Source organism: Streptomyces puniciscabiei (genome assembly GCF_006715785.1).
Lineage (GTDB): Bacteria > Actinomycetota > Actinomycetes > Streptomycetales > Streptomycetaceae > Streptomyces > Streptomyces puniciscabiei.
This window is the reverse complement of record NZ_VFNX01000001.1, coordinates 4,043,288-4,066,611: the sequence shown is the minus strand read 5'-3', so window position 1 is coordinate 4,066,611 and position 23,324 is coordinate 4,043,288. Positions and strand designations below refer to the sequence as shown.

At 72.3% G+C, this 23,324-nt stretch carries 16 protein-coding genes and 1 pseudogene; 14 read left to right on the top strand and 3 right to left on the bottom strand.

What is annotated here, in order from left to right:
* The first annotated feature begins 52 nt into the window (after positions 1-52).
* From FB563_RS18760 to FB563_RS18740, 5 genes are all read left to right on the top strand, one after another.
* A complete protein-coding gene (locus FB563_RS18760) occupies positions 53-1,333 on the top strand; it encodes a carbohydrate ABC transporter permease (protein ID WP_055707216.1) in 1,281 nt (426 codons plus the stop codon).
* Positions 1,330-2,169 (top strand): carbohydrate ABC transporter permease, encoded by an 840-nt coding sequence (locus tag FB563_RS18755; protein ID WP_055707217.1) that lies wholly within the window; start codon positions 1,330-1,332, stop codon positions 2,167-2,169. Before FB563_RS18760 ends, FB563_RS18755 begins: the two co-directional genes overlap by 4 nt.
* A gap of 171 nt (positions 2,170-2,340) precedes the next feature.
* Entirely contained in the window at positions 2,341-4,587 is a 2,247-nt protein-coding gene (locus FB563_RS18750; protein ID WP_055707218.1) for a bifunctional glycosyltransferase/CDP-glycerol:glycerophosphate glycerophosphotransferase, read from the top strand.
* A 173-nt stretch (positions 4,588-4,760) separates the two neighbouring features.
* On the top strand, positions 4,761-6,962 hold the full coding sequence (locus FB563_RS18745) for a bifunctional glycosyltransferase/CDP-glycerol:glycerophosphate glycerophosphotransferase (protein ID WP_055707219.1): 2,202 nt from the start codon (positions 4,761-4,763) through the stop codon (positions 6,960-6,962).
* A 6-nt stretch (positions 6,963-6,968) separates the two neighbouring features.
* Positions 6,969-9,191, top strand: a complete 2,223-nt coding sequence (locus FB563_RS18740; protein ID WP_055707220.1) for a bifunctional glycosyltransferase/CDP-glycerol:glycerophosphate glycerophosphotransferase — start codon at positions 6,969-6,971, stop codon at positions 9,189-9,191.
* 59 nt (positions 9,192-9,250) lie between these two features.
* Here the strand turns inward: FB563_RS18740 and FB563_RS18735 are convergent, their stop codons facing one another.
* On the bottom strand, positions 9,251-9,664 hold the full coding sequence (locus tag FB563_RS18735; RefSeq protein ID WP_055707222.1) for an organic hydroperoxide resistance protein: 414 nt from the start codon (positions 9,662-9,664) through the stop codon (positions 9,251-9,253).
* A 102-nt stretch (positions 9,665-9,766) separates the two neighbouring features.
* On the opposite strand from FB563_RS18735, the gene FB563_RS18730 reads away from it, so the two are divergent.
* Positions 9,767-10,243 (top strand): MarR family winged helix-turn-helix transcriptional regulator, encoded by a 477-nt coding sequence (locus FB563_RS18730; protein ID WP_055707221.1) that lies wholly within the window; start codon positions 9,767-9,769, stop codon positions 10,241-10,243.
* On the opposite strand, the gene FB563_RS18725 is transcribed toward FB563_RS18730, so the two are convergent.
* Complete coding sequence (locus FB563_RS18725; protein WP_208766323.1) at positions 10,191-11,822, bottom strand: glycosyltransferase family 39 protein; 1,632 nt, start codon at positions 11,820-11,822, stop codon at positions 10,191-10,193. The two genes, FB563_RS18730 and FB563_RS18725, sit on opposite strands and share 53 nt — an antisense overlap.
* 245 nt (positions 11,823-12,067) lie before the next feature.
* Here FB563_RS18725 and FB563_RS18720 point away from each other — a divergent pair, with 245 nt between their 5' ends.
* The 4 genes and pseudogenes from FB563_RS18720 to FB563_RS18705 form a co-directional block, all read left to right on the top strand.
* Positions 12,068-13,336: a glycosyltransferase family 87 protein gene (locus tag FB563_RS18720; RefSeq protein ID WP_142218803.1), complete on the top strand. Its 1,269-nt coding sequence runs from the start codon at positions 12,068-12,070 to the stop codon at positions 13,334-13,336.
* Positions 13,337-13,380: 44 nt separating this feature from the next.
* Positions 13,381-15,045 carry a glycosyltransferase family 2 protein gene (locus FB563_RS18715; RefSeq protein ID WP_055710128.1) on the top strand — a complete coding sequence of 555 codons (1,665 nt, stop codon included), beginning with the start codon at positions 13,381-13,383 and terminating at the stop codon, positions 15,043-15,045.
* Between the two features lie 140 nt (positions 15,046-15,185).
* Positions 15,186-16,166, top strand: coding sequence for a UDP-glucose 4-epimerase GalE (gene galE, locus FB563_RS18710; RefSeq protein WP_055710126.1), 981 nt, complete (start codon positions 15,186-15,188; stop codon positions 16,164-16,166).
* 10 nt (positions 16,167-16,176) lie between these two features.
* Positions 16,177-16,335 (top strand): annotated as a pseudogene (locus FB563_RS18705) (ADP-ribosylglycohydrolase family protein); the annotation flags it as partial.
* Between the two features lie 133 nt (positions 16,336-16,468).
* Here FB563_RS18705 and FB563_RS18700 read toward each other — a convergent pair.
* A complete protein-coding gene (locus FB563_RS18700) occupies positions 16,469-17,092 on the bottom strand; it encodes a TetR/AcrR family transcriptional regulator (protein ID WP_055710127.1) in 624 nt (207 codons plus the stop codon).
* A gap of 200 nt (positions 17,093-17,292) precedes the next feature.
* On the opposite strand from FB563_RS18700, the gene FB563_RS18695 reads away from it, so the two are divergent.
* From FB563_RS18695 to FB563_RS18680, 4 genes are all read left to right on the top strand, one after another.
* Complete coding sequence (locus FB563_RS18695; protein WP_142218802.1) at positions 17,293-18,207, top strand: ABC transporter permease; 915 nt, start codon at positions 17,293-17,295, stop codon at positions 18,205-18,207.
* Between the two features lie 100 nt (positions 18,208-18,307).
* Positions 18,308-19,144 (top strand): ABC transporter ATP-binding protein, encoded by an 837-nt coding sequence (locus tag FB563_RS18690; RefSeq protein WP_055709600.1) that lies wholly within the window; start codon positions 18,308-18,310, stop codon positions 19,142-19,144.
* A gap of 148 nt (positions 19,145-19,292) precedes the next feature.
* On the top strand, positions 19,293-21,509 hold the full coding sequence (locus FB563_RS18685; protein WP_055709598.1) for a CDP-glycerol glycerophosphotransferase family protein: 2,217 nt from the start codon (positions 19,293-19,295) through the stop codon (positions 21,507-21,509).
* Positions 21,506-23,170, top strand: coding sequence for a glycosyltransferase family 2 protein (locus tag FB563_RS18680; RefSeq protein WP_055709599.1), 1,665 nt, complete (start codon positions 21,506-21,508; stop codon positions 23,168-23,170). Before FB563_RS18685 ends, FB563_RS18680 begins: the two co-directional genes overlap by 4 nt.
* Positions 23,171-23,324 lie beyond the last annotated feature (154 nt).

Here is a 23,324-nt window from a genome sequence, read left to right as displayed (position 1 = left end):
AGCGACGGCCGGGGCCCCACCGGGTCCGGCCGCACCCCGCAGTCGTAGGAGCGTGACCGGCACCCGGAAGACCGTGGCAGCACTGTTCCTGCTGCCCGCCCTGGTGCTGCTCGGCGCGCTCGTGGTCTACCCGATCGGGTACTCGGTCATCCGCAGCTTCTACAACGCGAACGGCGACGGGTTCGCCGGCGCCGACAACTACAAGACCCTCTTCACCGACGACGGCATCCGCACCGCCCTGAAGAACAACGTGATCTGGGTGGTGTTCGCACCGACGGTCTCCACCGCGCTCGGTCTGGTCTTCGCGGTGCTGACCGAACGGGTGCGCTGGGGAACGGCGTTCAAGCTGGTCGTCTTCATGCCGATGGCGATCTCGATGCTGGCGGCCGGGATCATCTTCCGGCTGGTGTACGACCAGGATCCGCACAAGGGGGTCGCGAACGCGGTGTGGGTGGGGGTCCACGACACCTTCGCGCAGTCGTCGGCGTTCCCGAAGGCCCACCCGGGCCGTGAGTCGCCGCTCGTGCCCCAAGGCGGCGGCTTCGTCACCAAGGCCGCCGTGCACGCCGGGCAGCCGGTCGCCCTGCCCCTCGTCGGCGTGGCCCCGGACCAGATGCCGGACAGCGCGAAGAGGGCGGTGGCCGCCCGGCCCGAGCCCGGCAGGATCACCGGCACCACCTGGCAGGACTTCACGCGCGGCAAGGGCGTGGGACGGCTCGGCGCGCCCGACCCGTCCGAGCTGGGCTACGCCGGGATGCGGATCGAGGCGGTGAAGGACGGCACGGTGGTCGCCGCCACCAAGGCGGCCGGCGACGGCACCTTCACCCTGCCCGCCTCGGCCGACGGCGCGCGGCTGCGGCTGCCCGCGAGCAACTTCCGGGAGCCGTACAACGGCGTCGAGTGGCTCGGCCCCACGCTGGTCACCCCCGCGATCATCGGGGCGTACGTGTGGATGTGGGCGGGCTTCGCGATGGTGCTGATCGCGGCCGGGCTCGCGGGCGTGCCCCGGGAGCTGCTGGAGGCGGCCCGGGTGGACGGCGCGAACGAGTGGCAGGTGTTCCGCAAGGTCACCGTGCCCCTGCTGGCGCCGGTCCTCGCGGTCGTCACCGTCACCCTGATGATCAACGTGCTCAAGGTGTTCGACCTCGTCTACATCATCGCGCCGGGCTCCTCCCAGGACGACGCCGACGTGCTCGCCCTGGAGCTGTACCGCAAGGGCTTCGCGGAGAACCAGCCGGGCGTCGCCAGCGCGATCGCGGTGCTGCTGCTGGTGCTCGTGATCCCTGTGATGGCGTTCAACATCCGTCGGCTCAGGCGGGAGGTGCGGCGATGACCTGGCTGCTGGAGAAGATCAACGGCGGTCTGGTCCGCGCCTTCCTGATCGTCGTGGGCCTGTTCTGGCTGGTGCCGACGATCGGGCTGCTCGCCTCCTCCCTGCGCTCGCCGGAGGACATGAGCGCGAGCGGCTGGTGGAAGGTGTTCACCAAGCCGTCCCAGCTCACCTTCGACAGCTACCGGAAGCTGCTGGAGAACGGCGACATCACCCACTCCCTGTGGAACACCGTGCTGATCACGGTCCCGGCGACGGTCCTGGTGGTCGTGGTCGGCTCCCTCGCGGGTTACGCGTTCGCGTGGATGGAGTTCCCGGGCCGGGACTGGTGGTTCCTGGGCGTGGTGAGCCTGCTGGTGGTGCCGGTGCAGGTGGCGCTGATCCCGATCGCCGAACTGTTCGGGAAGATCGGCCTGTTCGGGAGCATCCTCGGCGTGATCCTGTTCCACACCGGCTTCGGTCTGCCGTTCGCGGTGTTCCTGCTGCGGAACTTCTTCGCGGAGATCCCGCGCGAGCTGCTGGAGGCGGCCCGTCTCGACGGCGCCGGTGAACTGCGGCTGTTCGCCCGGGTGGTGCTGCCGCTCGCCGGGCCGGCGATCGCGAGCCTCGCCATCTTCCAGTTCCTGTGGGTGTGGAACGACATGCTGGTGGCGCTGGTGTTCACCAAGTCCGGCACCCAGCCGATCACGGTCGCGCTGCAGACGCAGGTACGGCAGTTCGGCAACAACATCGACGTGCTGGCTCCCGGTGCGTTCATCTCCATGGTGATCCCGCTGGCCGTGTTCTTCGCGTTCCAGCGGCAGTTCGTGTCCGGGGTGATGGCGGGCGCGGTCAAGTAAGGGCAGTTCTCAGCACTCTTCAGAGGGGCGGGCCACAAGGGGGCCCGCCCCTCGCCGTTCACCCGCCGTCCCCCCGCAGTCCCCCACATGCCGTACGAACCGTAACCAATTCACTCCATCGGCCGTTTCCGGTCAGAAACCCCGCGCCGACCGACGACCCTTGGATGTCCCTTGCCCAGGTTCAGTGTCATTGTCCCCGCGTACAAGGTCCAGGCGTACCTCTCCGAGTGCCTGGACTCGGTGCTCTCGCAGTCGTACCCCGATCTGGAACTGATCGCCGTGGACGACTGCTCCCCGGACGCCTGCGGGGCGATCATCGACGAGTACGCGGACCGGGACGCGCGGGTGCGACCCGTGCACCTGGCCGAGAACCAGGGGCTCGGGCGGGCCCGGAACGCGGGGATGGCCGAGGCGACCGGTGACTACCTGGTCTTCCTCGACAGCGACGACACGCTCACCCCGGACGCGCTGCGCTCGATCGCCGACCGGATCAAGGAGACCGGCGAGCCGGACGTCCTGGTGTACGACTACGCGCGCACCTACTGGGACGGCCGGGTGGTGCGCAACCAGCTCGCCGGCCAGCTCACCGAGCAGAGCGCGGCGCCGTTCCGTCTGGAGGACCGGCCGGGGCTGCTCAGGGTGCTGATGGTGGCCTGGAACAAGGCGTACCGGCGGGAGTTCGTGGAGGAGCACGGCTTCACCTTCCCGCCGGGCTACTACGAGGACACCCCCTGGACCTTCCCGGTGCTGATGACGGCGGGGTCGATCAGCACCCTGGACCGGGTGTGCGTGCACTACCGGCAGCGCCGGCAGGGCAACATCCTCGGCACCACCAGCGCGAGGCACTTCGATCTGTTCGAGCAGTACGACCGGGTCTTCGCGTACGTCGAGGAGCATCCCGAACTGGCGTGCTGGCGGCCTGAGTTGTTCCGCCGGATGATCGACCACTACGCCACCGTGTTCACCAAGCGCGACCGGCTGCCGCGCGGCAGTCACGGCGAGTTCCTGCGCCGGGCGCGCGCCCACTACCGCCGCCACCGCGTCCCCGGAGCCCGGATGCGGCGCCGTGCCATCCTGGTCCGCTTCGGCCTGCACCGCACGTTCCGCGCGTTCCAGCTGGTCTCGGCCGTGCGCCGGCGTACGTTCAAGGCGGTGGTGAAGCTGGCCCGGGCCGTGCGGACCGGCGTGCTGCGGCTGCACTACCGGATCCAGTTGCGGCTGCCCGTGCGCGCCGACCGGGCGGTGTTCGGCTCCGGTGCGGGCCGGGGCCACGGCGGCGACCCGGGTGCCCTGGAGGAGGCGTTCCGCACCCATGTCCCGCACATCCGCACCGCGTGGATCGCCCGTCCCGAGCACCAGCACAGGGTCCCGCCCGGGCCGCGCCGGCTACGGCCCGGCACCGCCGCCTACTGGACGGCGCTGGCCCGCGCCAAGTACCTGGTCACCGACGACGTCCTGGACCCGGGCCTGCGCAAGCGCCCCGGGCAGATCCTGGTCCAGACCCGGCAGGGCACCCCGCTGGGGCACATGGGCCTGGACCTCCAGGAGCGCCCGGCGGCGGCCCGTGACACCGACTTCGCCCGGCTGCTGCGCGGCGTCGACCAGTGGGACGTCGTCCTGTCCGGCAACCGGCACTCGACCCTGACCTGGGAGCGCGTCCTCCCGGGCCGGTACCGCACCCTGGAGTACGGGTCGCCGCGCAACGACGTCTTCCAGCGGGCGACCTCGGCGGACGTGGCCCGGCTGCGCCAGTCGCTGGGCATCCCGGAGGGCGCGGTCGCGATCCTGTACGCGCCGACCTACCGGGACTATCTGCGCACCCAGCGTCCGCTGCTGGACCTGGAGCGGATCGTGCGCCGCCTCGGCCCGCGCTTCGTGATCCTGGCCCGCCCGCACCCCACCCGCGGCGGCCCCCTGGCCACGGGCGGCCGGATCGTCGACGTCGGTGACCATCCGAGCGTGCAGTCGCTGTGTCTGGCCTCGGACGCCCTCCTCACCGACTACTCGTCGATCATGTTCGACTACGCCAACCTGGACCGGCCGATCGTGGTGCACACCGGCGACTGGGAGGCGTACCAGGCGGCCCGTGGGACCTACTTCGACCTGCGTGCCTTCCCGCCGGGCGCGGTCGCGCGCAGCGAGGACGAGCTGATCGACATCTTCGCGACCGGGCACTGGTGCGGCTCGCGCTCGGCCCAGCTGCGGGCGGCGTTCCGGGAGCGGTTCTGCCCGTACGACGACGGACGCGCCGCCGAGCGGGTCGCACGGCATGTGGTGCTGGGCGGGTCGGGGCTGCCGCCGGTGGTGCCGCTGGAGCAGCGCAAGCCGGTGCCGTCGGCCGCCTGTGCGCGCTCCCCGCTGGCCACCGCCACCGTGCCGCAACCTTCCGGTTCCCTCCCCGTCACCGAGAGGCGCTGAAGGGCGTTGATCTCTTCGGGAGTTCCCGTGCCCCTCGGCTCGACGCGGCCGACCCCGAGCCGGCCGTCCACCTGGCGTCCGGCGGGGCGGCCCGGTCGCGGGGCCGGCCCAGGCCCTGTCGTCTGGACACGCCTCCGCACGACACGCGTCCGCAAGACAACAGAAAGAGCAGAATGCCCCGCTTCAGCATCATCGTCCCCTCCCATGGGGTCGTCGCCCGGCTGTCCCAGGCGCTGGACTCGGTTCTCGGCCAGTCCTTCGGCGATCTGCAGCTGATCCCGGTCTGCGACGCCCCCGACTCCCCGGCCGGCGCCGTGGCCGCCGGACACACGGAGCGGGACTCCCGGGTGACCCCGGTCCACTCGCCGCCGTCCGCCGGTCTGAGCGGGGCACGCAACGCGGGGATCCGTGCGGCGACCGGCGCGTATGTGCTGTTCCTGGACGGCGACGACCTGCTGCTGCCGGGTGCCCTCGCGGCGCTGGACGCCCGGCTGACCGAAACCGCCGGCGTCGACGTCCTCTACGCCGAGCACGAGCGCGCCCCCTGGTGGGAGGGCGAGCCGACCAACCCGGCCGCGCCGCTGTTCGCCGGAGCGCCGAAGGGTGCCTTCGCCCCCGCCGACCTGCCGGAGCTGACCGGCGTCCAGCTCCCGGCGTGGAGCGCGGCCTACCGCCGCGACTTCCTCACCGAGCACGAACTCGCCTTTCCCGACAGCCACTTCACCGACCTGGGCTGGGGCGGGCTGACCACGCTCGCGGCCGGGCGGATCGCGGTGCTGCGCCGGGTCGTGGTACGCCACCGGCTGCGCCGGCAGGGCAGCCGGCTGAACCTGCCGGGGCCGCACCAGCACGACCTGCTCGGCCAGGTGGAGCTCGTGCTGACCCGGGCCGCCGAGCGGGAGCTGCCCGCCGAGCGGACGCGCGCGCTCTTCGAGCAGCTGTTCACCCAGGTCCTGAAGACCGCGTCCCGGCCGGAGCGGCTGCCGTCCGGGCACCGGGCGTTCTTCCGCCGCGCCGCCCGCCTCTACCGGCGCCACCGCCCGGCCGGCTTCCGGGCCCCGGGCGGCAGCCTGGGCGTGCAGCACCGGCTGCTGGCGACCGGGGCGTACAGCGCGTTCCGGGCGCTGCGTGGCGCCAACCAGCTGGCCGTGCACACCGCCGAGAGCCTGCCGCGCCCGCGCGCGGTGCGCACCCGGCTGCGCTACGCCCGCGACCTGCACCGCCCGCTCGACGAGAACCTGGCCGTGTACTGCGCCTACTGGGGCCGGGGGTACACCTGCAACCCGGCCGCGATCCACGCCAAGGCCCGCGAACTCGCCCCGCACATCCGCTCGGTGTTCCTCGTCGAGGTCGGCCAGGCGCACACGATGCCGGAGGACGTGGAGTACGCGGTGATCGGCTCCCGCCGCTACTGGGAGGTGCTGGCCCGCGCCAAGTACCTGGTGAACAACGCCAACTTCGCCGAGGGCATCGTCAAGCGGCCCGGCAGTGTGCACCTGCAGACCCAGCACGGCACCCCGCTGAAGACGATGGGCGTGGACCAGTCGACGTACCCGGTGGTGGCCGCGCAGTCCGGCAGCTACACGAAACTGCTGGGCCGGGTCGACCGCTGGGACTTCAACCTCTCCTCCAACCGCCACTCCACCCAGATGTGGGAGCGCGCCTTCCCCGGCTCCTGGGAGGCGCTGGAGTACGGCTATCCGCGCAACGACGTCTACTACACGGCGACCGGCGAGGACGTGGCCCGCGTCCGGCGGGAGCTGGGCGTCCCCGAGGGCAGCACGGCCGTCCTCTACGCCCCGACCCACCGCGACCACCACACCGGCTTCGAGCCCGGCCTGGACCTGGAGGCGTTCTGCGCGGCGGCCGGCGAGGACGTGGTCGTGCTGCTGCGCGCCCACTACTTCTACGACCGGGGGCCGGGCCGCGGCGACGGCCGGATCATCGACGTCACCGCGCACCGCTCGGCCGAGGACGTGTGCCTGGCGGCGGACGCGCTGGTCACCGACTACTCCTCGATCATGTTCGACTACGCCAACCTGGACCGGCCGATCGTGGTGTACGCCGACGACTGGGACGTCTACCGGGAGACCCGGGGCGTCTACTTCGACCTGATGGCCGAACCGCCCGGACCGGTCGCGCGCACCCCTCAGGAGCTGGCCGCCGTCTTCCGGGACGGCTCGTACGCGGGTGAGCAGGCCGCGGCGCTGCGGGCGGCGTTCCGGGAGCGGTTCTGCGAGTTCGACGACGGCCGGGCCGCCGAACGCGTCGTACGGCGGGTGCTGCTCGGCGAGCCGCCGGAGGCTCTCCCGCCCGTGATCCCGCCGGCGCGGCGCGTCCCCGCCCCCGCCGCCGCGACCCTCGTGAGGAGCTGACCCGCCGTGCCCCGCTTCAGTCTGATCGTGCCCTGCTTCAAGGTGCAGGGCTTTCTGCGCGAGTGCCTGGACTCGGTGCTGCTGCAGTCCTTCAACGACTTCGAGCTGATCGCCGTGGACGACCGCTCCCCCGACGGCTGCGGCGCCATCCTCGACGAGTACGCCGAGCGCGACCCGCGCGTGAAGGTGCTGCACCTGCCGGAGAACGTGGGCCTCGGCCGGGCGCGCAACGCCGGGCTGCCGCACGCCACCGGCGACTACCTGTTCTTCCTGGACAGCGACGACACCCTCACCCCGGGCGCGCTGCGGGCGATCGCCGACCGGCTGGCCGAGGCCGGGGACCCGGACGTGCTGGTCTTCGACTACGCGCGCACCTACTGGTGGGGCGGCACCCGGCGCAACGCCCTGGCCGAGGTGCTCGCCGAGGCCGGCCCGGGCACCTTCACCGCGGACGAGTACCCGCAGATCCTCGACCTGCTGATGGTGGTGTGGAACAAGGTCTACCGGCGGGCGTTCGTGAAGGCGGAGGGCTTCGAGTTCCCGCCCGGCTACTACGAGGACACGCCCTGGACCTTCCCGGTCATGCTCAGCGCACGGCGGATCGCCACGCTGGACCGGATCTGCCTGAACTACCGGCAGCGCCGGCAGGGCAGCATCCTGTCCACGACCAGCCGGAAGCACTTCGACATCCACGACCAGTACGAGCGGGTCTTCGCGTTCGTCGAGCAGCGTCCGGAGCTCGCGCACTGGCGGCCGTACCTGCACCGCAAGATGGGCGAGCACTGCCTGGACATCCTGGCCAAGCCCGACCGGCTGCCGCCCGCCGACAAGGCCGAGTTCTTCCGGCGTACGCGTGAGATGTCGCGGCGCCACCGGCCGGCGCAGGGTGCCCCGGCCGACGGCGAGACCAGGCTGCTGGAGGGCTCCTGGACGGCGTACCGGATCAGGCGGCAGGCGGCGCGGGCCGGGCAGGAGGCGGCACGGCTGGCCGCTCTGGCAGGCGGCGCGGCCACCGCCCGGGCCCGCGCCGGCTGGGCGGCCGTGCACACGCTCCGTCCGCTGGACCCGCACCTGGTCGTCTACTCGGCGTCCTCGCACCGGGGCGTGCTCGGCGACCCGGCCGCCGTGTACGCCAAGGCCCGGGAGATCGCCCCGCAGCTGCGCGGGGTGTGGGTGGTGAAGGACGAGGAGAGCGCCGACCGGCTGCCGCCCGGGGTGGAGCACGTGATCGTGGGTTCCCGGCGCTATCTGGAGGTCGCGGCGCGGGCCACGTTCTTCGTGAACGACGTCAACTGGCCCGGCACGCTCGCCAAGCGGCCCGGCAGCGTGCACATCCAGACCCACCAGGGCACCCCGCTGAAGTACATGGGCGCGGATCTGCTGGACAAGCCGGGCGCCCGGCTCGGCTTCGACGTGCCGCAGATGCTGCGCCGGGCCGACCGCTGGGACTACAGCCTGGTCGCCAACCGCCACTCGGAGCTGGTCTGGGAGCGCGCCTACCCCTGCCACTTCACCTCGCTGCGCACCGGCAGCCCGCGCAACGACGTGCTGGTGAACGGCGCCGAGAGCGACTTCCGTCGGCGGTACGGCATCCCGGAGACGGACACGGTGGTGCTGTACGCCCCGACCCGCCGGGACTACCGCCGCAGCGGGCACGTGGACCGGATCGACCTGGACCGCTTCGCGGCGGACCTGAGCGAGTGCGTGGGCGCGGGGCTCACCCTGGTGGTCCGGCTGCACCCGTCACTGGCGACCGGTCCCGCGCGGGGCATGGGCCTGACCGAGCTGGACCGGCGCGGGATCCTGGTCGACGCGACCGACGAGCCGCGCGTGGAGGACGTCCTGCTCGCGGCCGACGTGCTGGTCACCGACTACTCGGCCGTGATGTTCGACTACGCCAACCTGGACCGGCCGATCGTGGTGCACGCCGACGACTGGCCCGCGTACACCGCGAGCCGGGGCGCCTACTTCGACATCACCGCCGAACCGCCGGGCCATGTCGCGCGCTCCTACCGCGAGCTGGCCCGGCTGTTCGCCTCGGGGTCCTGGCGGGACGAGGAGTCGGCGCGGCTGCGGGCCCGGTTCAGGGAGCGGTTCTGCGAGTTCGACGACGGCCGGGCCGCCGAGCGCGTCGTACGGACGCTGCTGCTGGGCGAGCCGATGACCGGCCCCGGCGCGGCCCGGATCCCGGGCCAGGCGGTGGGCCCGGGCGCGCTGGCGTCGGCGTAGGGCGCACGCCTCTAGGGTGCCGGCCCGGACCGGCACCCTGGAGGACGGATCTCCGGGGCCTACTCGATGACGAGGTCGACCTCGATGTTGCCGCGGGTCGCGTTGGAGTAGGGGCAGACCTGGTGGGCGGTCTCGACCAGCTTGCGGCCGGTCTCCGTGTCCACGGTGTCGGGCAGCTCGACGCGCAGCGTCACCTTCAGCCCGAAGCCCTCACCCTGCTTGCCGATGCCGACCTCGGCGGTCACGGCGGCGTCGCTGACGTCGACCTTGGCCTGCCGGCCGACGAGGCCGAGGGCGCTGCCGAAGCAGGCGGCGTAACCGGCGGCGAAGAGCTGCTCGGGGTTGGTGCCCTCGCCGTTGCCGCCCAGCTCCACCGGCGGGGCCAGCTTGAGGTCGATCCTGCCGTCGGAGGAGACGGCACGGCCGTCCCGGCCGTGGGTGGCGGTGGCGACTGCGGTGTAGAGCGCGTCCATGATGACCATTCCCTCTCGGGTGCGGGGTTCGATGTGACCACAAGTAGAGCACACAATTAAGTTGTGCACAACTAAATGGCTCGCAAGAGCTATCCTGGAGTCATGACCGCCTCGCCCACCGCCGCCGACTGGCTCCGCCTGGACCGCCAGATCTGCTTCTCCCTGCACGCCGCGTCCCGCGCCTTCAACGGCGTCTACCGCGTGATCCTGAAGGACCTCGGGCTCACCTACCCCCAGTACCTGGTGATGCTGGTGCTGTGGGAGCAGGGCGACCTGCCCGTCAAAGCGCTCGGCGAACATCTGCGGCTCGACTCCGGCACGCTGTCCCCGCTGGTCAAGCGGCTGGAAGGGGCCGGTCTGGTGCGCCGGGAGCGCAGCGCCGAGGACGAGCGCTCGGTATGGGTCCGGCTCACCGAGGAGGGCGCGGGGCTGCGCGAGCGGGCCCTGGAGGTGCCGCGCCGCATCGCCCGGGCGACCGGCTTCGGCCTGGAGGAGATCACCGAGCTGCGCGAACGCCTCGACCGGCTCACGACCGCGCTGGACGCGGCGGCCGTGACAGCGGGGCGCGAGGAGAACTAGCCGGCGCGGGCAGGGGCTTCGCGGGCAGGGGCTTCACGGGCTTGCGGACGTACAGCCGTACGGCCATGCCGCCCCGCAGCACCTCTTCCCGCCCGGTGAAGTACCGCCGCAGCACGGCGAGTTTGGCCCGCTCGGTGTGGTTGCGGGGGATCCAGCGCCCGGCGAGCAGATCCGGGTCCGCCACGACCCACACCCGGTCCAGCCGCGCCATCCGCCGCCGTACCTCCCGGGCCCCGGCCTCCCGCCCGTACAGCGTCCCCGACCCGGCGGCCCCCTCCCCCAAGGCCACATCCCGCGCGCCCCGGAACGCCCCCGGGTAGGTCAGAGCCACGTTCCGTGCGTGTGCCGGCAGGAACACCACGGCGTCGCCGGGCCCCAACTCCCGCGCCACGACCCGCGAAACAGCACCGAGATCATCGGGCCGGGCCCCGGGGTTCCGGTCCGCCCGGAGGAGGGGGAGCTGATGCAGGAACGCGAGGGCGACGGCGAAGACGCCGGCGAGGGCGACGAGGGGGGATCGCGACAGCGCGCGGGGCGGCGGCGAAGGGCACCTTTTCGGCCGCCCGTCCTCGCGTGCGGCGTTCGGCCCCGGTGAGCGGTCGTTCCCCGGCTGCGGCGGAGAGCACCTTCCCGGCCGGCCGCTCAGCCGCAGCCGCCCCACCACCCCGGCCACCCGCTCGGCCCCCGCCGCCACCAGCAACGGCGCCCCGCTCAGCGCGTACAGCACGTACCGGTCGACGTACAGCGGCGAGACCTGGGAGGCCAGCATCAGCACCGCGGGCGGCACCACGGTCAACGGCAACGCCACCCCCGCGAGGGTGATTTCCCCCCGCCGCCCCACCAGCCCGGCCGACCCGGCCAGCGCAAGGCCCAGACACACCGCGTACACCCCGCCCGAGGGCCCGAGAAACCCCCGCACCAGCCCTTCCGCCGTCACCACCGTGGGCCTCCGCAGCCATGCCACCTGCGCCGCCTGCCCCCGCGACACCACGGCCATCGGCACCAGCGACACCACGACCCCGCCCGCCGCGCACGCCCACCGGCGCCACACCCTCCCCCCGACCCGGGCCGACGCCAGCGCTCCCGCGTGGGCGCACAGCAGCAGCACCGCGAACTCGTGCAGCCAGCAGGTGAGGCCGAGGACGGCCCCGTACGCCGCCCAGGAACGCGCGGAACCGCAGCGCACGGCCCGGACGAGCAGCAGTGTCGCCAAGGCGGCCCCGGCGGCGACCAGGGCGTACGAGCGGCCCTCCTGCGCATAGTGGCCGGCCATCGGCGCGACGGCGTACAGCAGCCCGGCCCACAGCCCGACGCGCGGCCGGGACAGCCGGGTGCCGAGCGCCGCCACCAGCGCGGCCGTCCCCGCCGCCGCGCACACCGACGGCAGCCGCAGCACGACCTCGCCGGGATGGACGGCGAGGACGGTGTGCACGAGGAGGTAGTACAGGCCGTGCACGGCGTCCACGTCGTGCAGCAGCAGCCAGATCTGCGGCACCGTGCGCCGCCCGACCTGGAAGCTGACGGCCTCGTCGCGCCACATGCCGCCCCGGTCGAGCCCCCAGAGCCCGACCACGAGCATCACGAGCGCGGGCATCCCCACGGCGAGCAGGCGGTGGATCCGGGCCCGTCGACCGCGCGGCACGCGCCCCGCCCCGCCGGCCGGCGCGCCGGCTGCCGTCGCAGCCGCCCTGCGCGACTGCCGTTCCACAGGAAGCCCGACGTTCACCACGGCCCGCCCGATCTTTTGCGATTAGCCAACCTTTTTACAGTCATGACGGCGTATCGGCATGAATGGACCATCCGCCCCGCTTAGGCTCCCATGCGATGAACCGTCTCCGTGTCAACTCCGGTCCGGTCCCCGGCGTCACCGCCCTCTGGCTGGCCACCCGCGCGCTGATGCTGTGGCTGCTCACCCACGACAGTGCCCCGCTGCTGGGCGGGGGCACGGTGGCGCGTGAGGTGTGGTGGCTGTACGGCGACTGGTACGGCGTCCTCGCACACGGCTCGTTCCCGGCGCACGACACGCTGTGGCAGTACCCGCCGGGCGCCGGCGTGGTGCTGCTGGCGCCGCGCCTGCTGCCGTGGCTGACGTACTTCCAGGCGTTCGTGGTGCTCACGCTGGCCGTGGACGCGCTGGTCACGGCGGCGCTGACCCGCGCGGGCAGGCTTCCCGGGCGCAGCCCGCTCGGCGCGGTCCTGTGGACGGCCGGCCTGCCGCTGCTGCTGCACCTCCCGCTCGCCCGGTACGACGTCCAGGTCACCGCCCTGGCCGTGCTCTCGCTGCTGGCCGTGGGCCGCTCCCCGCGCGCGGCCGGGGTCTGGGGAGCGCTGGGCGCACTGGTGAAGGTATGGCCGGCGCTGATGCTTCTGGGCACGCCCCGGGGGCGGGATACGCGCCGGGCGTGGGGGTGGGCGGCGGCCGCCGGAGCCGTCGCCTTCGGCGCGCTCGCCGCGCTGTTCGACCACCCCCTGGCCTTTCTGCGGGAGCAGGGCGGGCGGGGCGTGCAGATCGAGTCGCTCGGCGGTACGGCACTGAACCTGGCGCGGCACGCCGGCTGGCCGGGCCGCGCGCGCTACCGGTACGGCGCCACCGAGCTGGTCGGCCCGCATGTGCAGGCCGTCGCCACCGTCTCCCTCGCGCTGACGGCGGCCGCGTTCGCGCTGCTGGTGCTGTGGCGGGCGCGGGCGCGGCGGTGGAGCGAGGCCACGCCGTTCGACGCGGCGCTGTGCGCGGTGCTGCTGTTCACGGTCACCAGCCGGGTGATCAGCCCGCAGTACATGATCTGGCTGCTCGGTCTCGCGGCGGTGTGCCTGACCTCGCGGCACACCAGCCAGCGGCCGGTGGCGGCGCTGGTCGTGGCGGCGGCGGCGCTGAGCGCCCTGGTGTTCCCGATGAACTACGGCGAGGTGGTCGACGGCACCTGGACCGGCTGTCTGCTGATGCTGGCCCGCAACGGGATCCTGGCGGGCGCGTCCGCGCTGTCGCTCTTCCGGTTGTGGCGTTCGACACATTCGAAGGAAAAGACCCTGCAAACAAGGGAACCTCGACCCGATTCCGGCCGTCTTCCGGACCGGGCTCTAAGTCTCTCTTAACAGGGTATTACCGAACATTTCTACGCTCCCGACCTGTGGACCCGATGCGATCAGACTCGACTGACACACCCGATACAGCAGGTACCGCCGATTCGCCGCGTCCGGCGCAGGTCGGTGTCGTCGTCATCGGCTACAACGACCTTACCCATGTGGGTGACGCCGTGCGTTCGGCGCTCGCGCAGGGACCGGCGGTCGCCGAGGTCGTCGCCGTGGACGACTGCTCCACGGACGGCAGCGCCGAACTGCTCGACCGGCTGGCCGCCGACGAGCCCAGACTACGGGTGGTGCACCGGGGCGAGAACAGCGGCGGCTGCGGCAGCCCGCGCAACGCCGGGATCGACGCGGTGACCACGCCGTACGTGATGTTCCTGGACAGCGACGACGTGCTGCCGCCCGGTGCGGTGGACGCGCTGCTGACGGCGGCCACCGAGGCGCGCGCCGAGGTCGCGAGCGGGCTGTGCGTCCGCCGGGAGCTGCCCTCGGGGCGCGAACAACCCTGGCAGGCGCCCCTCTACACGGCGCACACCGTCCTCGCGCGCCCCTCCCAGCGCCCGCGCCTGGTCCACGACACGCTGTGCGTCAACAAGCTGTACCGCACCGACTTCCTGCGTGAGCACGGCATCCGCTTCCCCGAGGGCCGCTTCCTCTATGAGGACATCGTCTTCACCTCGCGCATACTGGCCGCCGGCCCCCGCATCGCGCTCGTACCGGACCGCGTGTACGTGTGGCATGTGCGCCGTGCCGCCGAGCAGCTGTCGCTCTCGCTGGCCCGGGAGCACATCGACAACTGGAAGGCGCGCGTGGAGGCGTGCGCGCTGGCGTACGAGATCCTGCTCGGCGCCGGGCAGAAGGAGCTGGCGCGGGCGGCCCGGGCCAAGTTCCTCGACCACGAGGTGCGCATGTACGCCCGCGAGCTGGGGTTGCGCGACGCGCAGTACCGGAGCGCGTGGTGGGCGCACACCCGGGAGTACCTCGCGGGCTACGACGCCGCCGACTGGGAGCTGAACCCGGGCGCCCCGGGCCGGCTGCTGGCGCGGGTCGTCATGGAGTCGCCCGAACCCCGCGACCTGCCCCGGCTGCGCGAGCTGGCCGCCCGCCCGGCGCGCCTGCTGCCGCCCTACGCCAGCACCCCCGACGGTGTCCCCGTCTGGGCCGCCGACCTCCCCCAGGTCACCCTCACACCGTTCCTGACCCGCCCCACCGCTCTGCTCCCGGTGACGGTCGACGCGGAACTGCGGCCACGCGCGCGTGCCTCGCTGCTCCATCTGCGGCTGCACGAGCTGTACGGCAGGGTGGCCGAGGCGGGCCCGCGGGAGGCCGACGTGGAGTGGAGTTGCCGGGACGATGAAGAGCAGAGGCGGGGGCGTACGACGGTCCCGCTCACGCCCTCCGGCGCGGAGACCGAAGGGGAGACCGGCGCGGTGAGCTGGACGGCCGAGCTGCCCGTCGATCTGGCCGGGCTCGGCGCCGGTACCTGGGACCTGCGGCTGACCGTGCGCTTCGCCGACGGCGCGGAGCGGGAGGTGACGGCGCACGCCCTTGCGGGCGCCGGCCGGCTGCGCCGGCGCGCCGTCCCGAGCATCCGGCACGGCGTGCTCCTGGTGCAGCCGTACGCCACGCACTCCGGCGCACTGGCCGTACGCGTGGCGACCGGGGTGGGCGGGGTGGTGCAGGTGGCGCGCAACCGGCTCCGGCGCCTGCTTCACTGAGACACCCGCCGGTTCACACGGGACACCCGCCCCTTCACCGGGACACCCGCTGACCCGGCGGGACACCCACTGATTCACTGAGAGACGCCCACTGCTCCACCGAGCGGCTGAACGGGCCAACTGACGAGGAGACGGCCGCAATGACCTGGCTGATCACCGGCGGTGCCGGATACATCGGGGCACACGTCGTACGGGCGATGACCGAGGCGGGTGAGCGCACGGTCGTCTACGACGACCTGACCACGGGCGTCGCCGAGCGCGTGCCGACGGAGGTCCCGCTGGTGCGGGGCTCGGTCCTGGACGCGGAGCTTGTCGCCCGCACGCTCGCCGAGCACGAGATCAGCGGGGTCGTGCATCTGGCGGCGAAGAAGCAGGTGGGCGAGTCGGTGGAGCGCCCGCTGCACTACTACCGGGAGAACGTCGAGGGCCTGCGGGTCCTTCTGGAGGCGGTGACGCGGGCGGAGATCGGGGCCTTCGTCTTCTCCTCCTCGGCCGCCGTCTACGGCATGCCGGACGTCGACCTGGTGACCGAGGAGACCCCCTGCCGGCCGATGTCCCCCTACGGGGAGACCAAGCTGGCCGGCGAGTGGCTGGTGCGCGCCACGGGCCGGGCGACCGGCATGTCCACGGCGTCCCTGCGCTACTTCAACGTGGCGGGCGCGGCCGCCCCCGAATACGCCGACACCGGCGTGTTCAATCTCGTCCCCATGGTCTTCGAGAAGCTCACCGAGGGCGCGGCGCCGCGCATCTTCGGCGACGACTACCCGACGCCGGACGGCACCTGCGTGCGTGACTACATCCATGTGGTCGACCTGGCCGAGGCCCACGTCACCGTCGCCCGCGCCCTGGCCTCCTCCCCCGGCACCGACCTGACCCTCAACATCGGCCGCGGCGAGGGTGTGTCGGTGCGCGAGATGATCGACCGCATCAACGCGGTCACCGGCTACGACCGCGCCCCGACCGTCACCGCGCGCCGCCCCGGCGACCCCGCACGCGTCGTCGCCTCCGCCGCGCGCATCGCCACCGAGCTGGGCTGGCAGGCCAAGTACGACGTCCAGGACATGATCACCTCGGCCTGGGAGGGCTGGGTACACCACCACCCGGAGGCGGCGCGGTCGTAGGCTCCGCGGGATGAGCGGTCCCGGGATCCTCGAACGCGCGGCCGGAGCCGTGCTCGGCTCCGCCGTCGGCGACGCGCTCGGGGCGCCCTTCGAGTTCGGCCCCGAGGGCGCCTTCTCCGCCCGCTTCCCCCGCCCCGGACACGGCGGCGAGATGTGCGGGGGCGGCGGCCGGTTGCGCCGGCGCGGGCGGGCAAACCGCGCCGGCGCCACCGGCCGCGGCGCCCCGCACCCCGTCGGCACGGGCGACCGAAACGCCCCGTCACCCAGCCGCGGCACCCCGCCCCGTCCGGCTCACCCCGCCGTCACAGCGCCTTGAGCGCCCCCGCCGTGGCCCGGGCCAGGTTGTTCAGGTAGCCCTTGGGGAGCTTGGGGGAGCGGATGACCACCGCGCGCCAGTACAGCGGGCCGGAGATCAGGTCGAGGGCGAGGTCGGGGTCGACACCCGCGCGCACCTCACCCCGCTCCTCCGCCGCCGCCACGATCTTGCTGGCCACGCCCTCCTGTCCGTCCCGCAGGGCCTTCTGGAAGGCGTCGGCGATGTCGGGATTGCGGGCCGCCTCGGCCTGGAGGTCGGGGATGATCTGCGAGGCGACCGGATGGCGCAGGGCGCGGGAGGTGACCTCGTAGAGGAGGCGGAGGTCGCCCTCCAGGGAGCCCGTGTCCGGTACCGGCAGGCCCAGCACCGCCATCGCCGACACCACGTCCAGGACGAGATGCAGTTTCGAACGCCAGCGCCGGTACACCGCGGTCTTGCCCACCCCGGCCCGCCGCGCGATGCCCTCGATGGACATCCGCGCGTATCCCACGGCCGCGAGCTCCTCGAAGACCGCGGCCCGGATGGCCTCGGTCACATCCTCCCGGAGTACGGCGGCCCCGGCGGGGGTCCGGCGCGGACGCGTCGTCGGGTCGTCGGCGTTCGTCGTCATGACGCACAGCATAGGCCGTGACGACGATACGGTTGCGTTCCGACGTCGATTGGTTCTACGCTCGCCGTTGCGACGATACGGTCCCGTCCCGACGTAAGAGAACGTGAAGAGAAACGTAAGGAAACGTCGGACCGGTGACCGTGCGCCCCGGCAGCCGGCCGGGCCGCGGCACCCCCTCCCCCCGAGCGAAAGCAGCGGATGTGAGCCAGGTCCTCGACACACCGCCCCCCACCCAGGCCCCGGCCGACGACGACCTCGCGGCACTGGCCGCCCGGCACGGCCTGACGGTCAGCGGCGCCCGCCCCTCCCTGCCGGAGTACGTCCGCCAGCTGTGGGCCCGGCGCCACTTCATCACCGCCTTCGCCACCGCCAAGCTCACCGCCCAGTACAGCGAGGCGAAGCTCGGCCAGATCTGGCAGGTCATGACCCCGCTGCTGAACGCGGCGGTCTACTACTTCATCTTCGGCGTGCTGCTGGGCACCAAGAAGGGCGTCCCGGACTACATCCCGTTCCTGGTCACCGGCGTGTTCGTCTGGACGTTCACGCAGAGCTCGATCCAGGTCGGCACCCGGGCGATCTCCGGCAACCTGGGCCTGGTCCGCGCCCTGCACTTCCCGCGCGCCGCCCTGCCGATCTCCTTCTGCATCCAGCAGCTGCAGCAGCTGCTGTTCTCGATGGCCGCGCTGGTCGTCATCCTGCTCAGTCTGGGCGTGCCGATCTCCGTCTCCTGGCTGCTGGTGCTCCCCGCGCTGATCCTGCAGTTCGTGTTCAACGCCGGCATGGCGATGATCATGGCGCGGATGGGCGCCAAGACCCCGGACATCGCCCAGCTGATGCCGTTCGTCCTGCGCACCTGGATGTACGTGTCCGGCGTGATGTGGAGCATCCACTCGCTCACCAAGAAGGACCACCTGCCGCACGTCGTCACGGTCCTGCTCGAGACCAACCCGGCCGCGGTCTACATCGACCTCATGCGCTTCGCCCTGATCAAGAGCTTCCACGCCAAGCAGCTGCCCCCGCACGTGTGGCCGACGGCGATCGGCTGGGCGCTGGTCGCCGGCGTCGGCGGCTTCATCTACTTCTGGAAGGCTGAGGAGAGGTACGGCCGTGGCTGAGCAGACTCCCGGGAACCCCGAGAACCCCAAGAACCCCGAGCGCTCCGCGAACCCCGCGAACCCCGACGGGACCGCCGAGGAGACTCCCGACGAGCGCATGATGCGGGAGAGGCTCGAGCGTCTGTCCAAGGCGGAGAGGATCCCCACCGTCGTCTGCGACGGCGTCGACATCGTCTACCGCGTCAACGGCACCGGTTCCGGCCGCGGCTCCGCCACCGCCGCCCTCAACCGCATCCTGCGCCGCAAGCAGGCGGAGAAGGCGGCCGGTGTGCGCCGGGTGCACGCGGTGAAGAACGTGTCCTTCGTCGCCTACAAGGGTGAGGCGATCGGCCTGATCGGCACCAACGGCTCCGGCAAGTCCACGCTGCTCAAGGCCGTCGCCGGCCTGCTGCCGGTGGAGAACGGCCACATCTACACCCACGGCCAGCCCTCCCTGCTCGGCGTCAACGCGGCCCTGATGAACGACCTCACGGGCGAACGCAACGTCTACCTCGGCGGGCTCGCCATGGGCATGTCCCGGGAGCAGGTCAAGGAGCGCTACCAGGACATCGTCGACTTCTCCGGCATCAACGAGAAGGGCGACTTCATCACCCTTCCGATGCGCACGTACTCCTCCGGTATGGCCGCCCGGCTCCGCTTCTCCATCGCCGCCGCCAAGGACCACGACGTGCTGCTGATCGACGAGGCCCTGGCCACCGGTGACCGCAGGTTCCAGATGCGCTCCGAGGAACGGATCCGCGAGCTGCGCGCGACAGCGGGTACCGTCTTCCTGGTCAGCCACAACAACAAGTCGATCCGCGACACCTGCGAGCGGACGATCTGGCTGGAGCGCGGCGAACTGCGCATGGACGGGCCGACGGAGGACGTCATGAAGGAGTACGAGGCCTTCACCGGTGACAAGAGCGACAAGAAGGCCGCTGGTAAGAAGGCGGCGTAAAAGTTGTCGGAAGAGAAACCCCAGGTAACGGAACTTCCCCTTCCCTCCTGGGCGTCTCTTACTCCGACAGCGGTTATCCCTTTCATCCGCTTAGTGACAGTATGTTATGAAGGGGGCCAAAATCCACGACCCGAAGGAGTCCACTGCGATGCCCCAACTCAGCGTCATCGTCTACGGACCGAACGCACAGGGGCATCTGACAGAGTTGCTGGACTCTCTGGAGGCCCACCCGCTGTCCGACGCCGAGGTGATCGTCGCGGCGGTCGGTGACTGGGCACGGGAGGCCGCCGAAGGGCACGCCCCCGAGACGGTCGTCGTACCGCTGCCGGACGGCACCGGTGACGCGGCGGCCCGGGCCGCCGGCGCCGCCCGCGCCACCGGCCGCTGGCTGCACTTCGTCCACGCCAAGGACAGCCTGCCGGCCGGCGCCGCGCGGCTGATCGCCGAGCGGACCGCAGAGCTGGACGCCACTGACCCCGATGGCGTAACGGGCGCGGATATTCTGCTCGTCGACCACGTCACCACCACCTGGCAGACCGCCGGCACGCCCTCCCGCGACGGCCGGCTCCTCGCCGCCGTCGGCCGCGCGAGCCTGCCCCTGGACGAGGCCGCCGACCTGCTGCGCCTCACCCCGCTGCTCGGCAACCGGGTCCTGCGCGCCGACTTCTGGCGGGCCCACGAGGAGCGCCTCACCACCGACGACGAACCGCAGGCCGCCCACGCCGCCCTGCTGCTCGCCGACCGTGTCGCCTGCCTGAACCAGGCGGCGTACGAAAGCCGCGAACTGCGCCCCGAGAGCCTGCCGCCGCTCGCCCCCGAGGACCGGTTCGACCTGATCGAGCGCTACGAGTCGGTGCTCGCGCTCGCCAAGGACCGCCGCGCCGCCCGCGTGGTGCTGTACGACCTGATGATGCGCGACCTCGTGCGCACCTTCGCCGGGGAGAACCTGCCCGACGCGGTGGCCCGCGAGTTCTTCCGCCGCGCCTCCCTGGCCGCGGTCCGCTGGCGCCCCGAGAACCACGAGCACCCGGCGGGCGTGGAGGGCGTACGGCACGCCCTGCTGGAGGAGGGCGCGTACACCAAGTACCGTGCGTTCCAGGCCGCCAACCGCACCCGCCGCGCCGCCAAGAAGGCCGTACGGACCCGGAAGAAGCAGGTCGGCGCCAAGCTCCGCGACCAGCAGTACCGCCGCGCCCTGACCCGCCCGGTCGACCCGAACCTGGCCGTGTTCGCCGCCTACTGGGAGCGCGGAGTGGCCTGCAACCCGGCCGCGATCGCCGCCAAGCTCCGCGAACTCGCCCCGCACATCCACCCGGTGTGGGTGGTGTCGAAGAGCAACGAGGCCCTGCTGCCGCCCGGCACCGACCATGTGATCCCCGGCACCCGCCGTTACTGGGAGACCCTGGCCACCGCCAAGTACCTCGTCAACAACGTCAACTTCCCCAACGCGGTGGTCAAGCGCCCCGACGCGATCCACCTCCAGACCCACCACGGCACCCCGCTCAAGCGCATGGGCCTGGACCAGATGGAGCACCCGGCCGCCGCCAAGGGCCTGGACTTCGACGCCCTGCTGGCCCGCATCGACAAGTGGGACTACAGCGTCAGCGCCAACAGCCACTCCACCCGCATGTGGGAGCGCGCCTACCCGGCCCGCTACACCTCGCTGGACTACGGCTACCCGCGCAACGACGTCTTCTACTCGGCCACGGCCGCCGACGTCCGCGCCGCCCGCGAGCGCCTCGGCATCCCGCCCGGCAAGACGGCCGTCCTGTACGCGCCCACGCACCGCGACTACGAGGCCGGCTTCACCCCGCGCCTGGACCTCGCGGCCCTCGCCGACCGCCTCGGCGAGGACACCGTGCTCCTGGTGCGCGCCCACTACTTCTACGGCGGCGCCGCCTCCCCGCTGACCGGCCTGCGCCGCTCCGGCCGGATCATCGACGTCTCCTCCTACGACCCCGTCGAGGAGCTGTGCCTGGCCGCCGACGCGCTGGTCACGGACTACTCGTCGATCATGTTCGACTACGCCAACCTCGACCGCCCGATCGTCGTCTACGCCGACGACTGGGAGACCTACCGGACCACCCGGGGCGTCTACTTCGACCTCATGACCGACCACCCCGGCCAGGTCGCCCGCACCCAGGAGGAGCTGACGGAGATCTTCGTCTCCGGCGCCTGGCGTGACGAGAGCGCGGCCAAGGCACGGGCCGCCTTCCGGCGCCGGTTCTGCGAGTACGACGACGGCCGCGCCGCCGAACGGGTCGTACGACGGGTGTTCCTGGGCGAGCCGGAGGAGTCCCTGCCACCGGTGATCCCGCTCGAGGAACGCACCCCCGCCCCGACCCCCGAGGAGGCCTCGGCATGACCACCCCCGACGTGACGGTGACGGTCATCGTCTACAACGACGCCGCCCGCCTGCCCCGGGCGGTCGCCTCGCTGCGCGCCCAGACGCACGCGAACATCGAGATCATCATCAGCGACGACCACTCGACGGACAACACGCCCGAGGTGGCACGCCGGCTGGAGGCGCAGGACGACCGCGTCCGCTACCTCCGCCTGCCGGAGAACAGCGGCGGCTGCAGCGCCCCGCGCAACCGGGCCATCGACATCGCCCGGGCGCCGTATCTGATGTTCCTCGACAGCGACGACGAACTGACGCCGCGGGCGGTCGAGCTGCTGCTCGCCGCGCACCGCGAGCGCGAGGTGGACTTCACCATGGGCGCGGTGCGCCGGCACCGGGTGGACACCGGCCGCCGCACCACGTGGATGCCGCACCTCGTCGCCGAGCGCCGCACGGTGGAGGGCATCGACGCGGACCCCCGCCTGCTGTTCGAGCACCTGTCGACGAGCAAGATGTACGCGCGCTCCTTCCTGGACCGCCACGAACTCCGCTTCCCGGAGGGCATCCACTACGAGGACCAGCTGTTCTCGGCGCAGTCGTACTGCCTGGCGAAGGCGTTCACGATCATTCCGGACCCGGTGTACATCTGGTACATCGACCCGTACGCGGCGGCCGCGGCGGCCTCGATCTCCAACCAGCGGCACAAGGTCACCAACGTCCGCGACCGCGTCCATGTCCAGCGCCTGATCGACGACTTCCTGGTGGAGAGCGGACACGCGGGGCTGCGCGAGGACAAGGACTACAAGTTCCTCAAGCACGACTTCCGGATGTACGCCGGCGACCTGCCCTACCGGGACGAGGAGTGGCTGGCCGCCTTCGCGGACATCATGAACCCTTACCTGGACACGCTGTCCGACGGCGCGTACGTCCGGCTGCCCCGGCAGGAGCGGGTGGTGCTGGAGCTGCTGCGGGAACGCCGGCTGGACGAGCTCGGGCTCGCGGCACGCGGGCTCGGGCATCCGGTGGCGCCGCGGCAGGTCACGGCCGACGCGACGGGAGTGCCGTACTGGGGCGACAGCGTGCCCTCCTCCGACCGCGGACGCCGTGAACTGGCCGTGTCCGACCTGGAGTTGGACACGCGCCCGTTCCCGAGCGCGCTCTTCCGGCACGAGATCGTCGAGCTGACGCCCGGCCGGGGAGCCTCCCTCACGCTGGCCATCCGCACGTACGACCCCGGTCTGCGTCTCCCCGTCGGCCCGCAGCGCGCCGGTCTGATCCTGTCGCCGGGCAACCGCCGCATGACGGTGCCCTTCCGCCTGGACCCGGTCAGCCCCGGCGTCTTCGAGGGCACGGTCCACCTCGACCTCACCGAGGCCCCGCTGCCCCTGCAGGGCTTCGCGGGCGTACGGCACCCCCTGGTCCGCCTTCAGCAGCAGGGCCTGGCCAACTCCGGTCTCCTGCTGGCCCCTCCGGACTTCCCCACCCTCACCGCCCGCATCGAGTACCGCTCCGGCGCGACCCCGCACGAGCTCACCGTCGAACCGGAGGGCCGCAACCCCGGCCGCCTGCAGCTCCGCTGGATGCCGGTGGGAGTCACGGCCCGCGTCATCCGCCCGGTCGTGCAGAAGGTGGCCCGCCCGAAGGTCCGCAAGGCGGCGAAGCTGCTGTCGAGCGTGCTGCGGTAAGAGGCGGCCGGTTCGAAGCGCCGTTCCGCTTGAGGGGCGTGGGCGACTGCGGGTCCGTGGGAGGCGAAGCGCCGTTGCACTGACGGCACATGGCCGACTGCGGGCCCGTCGTGGCTGGTCGCGCAGTTCCCCGCGCCCCTTCGGGGGCGCTGCA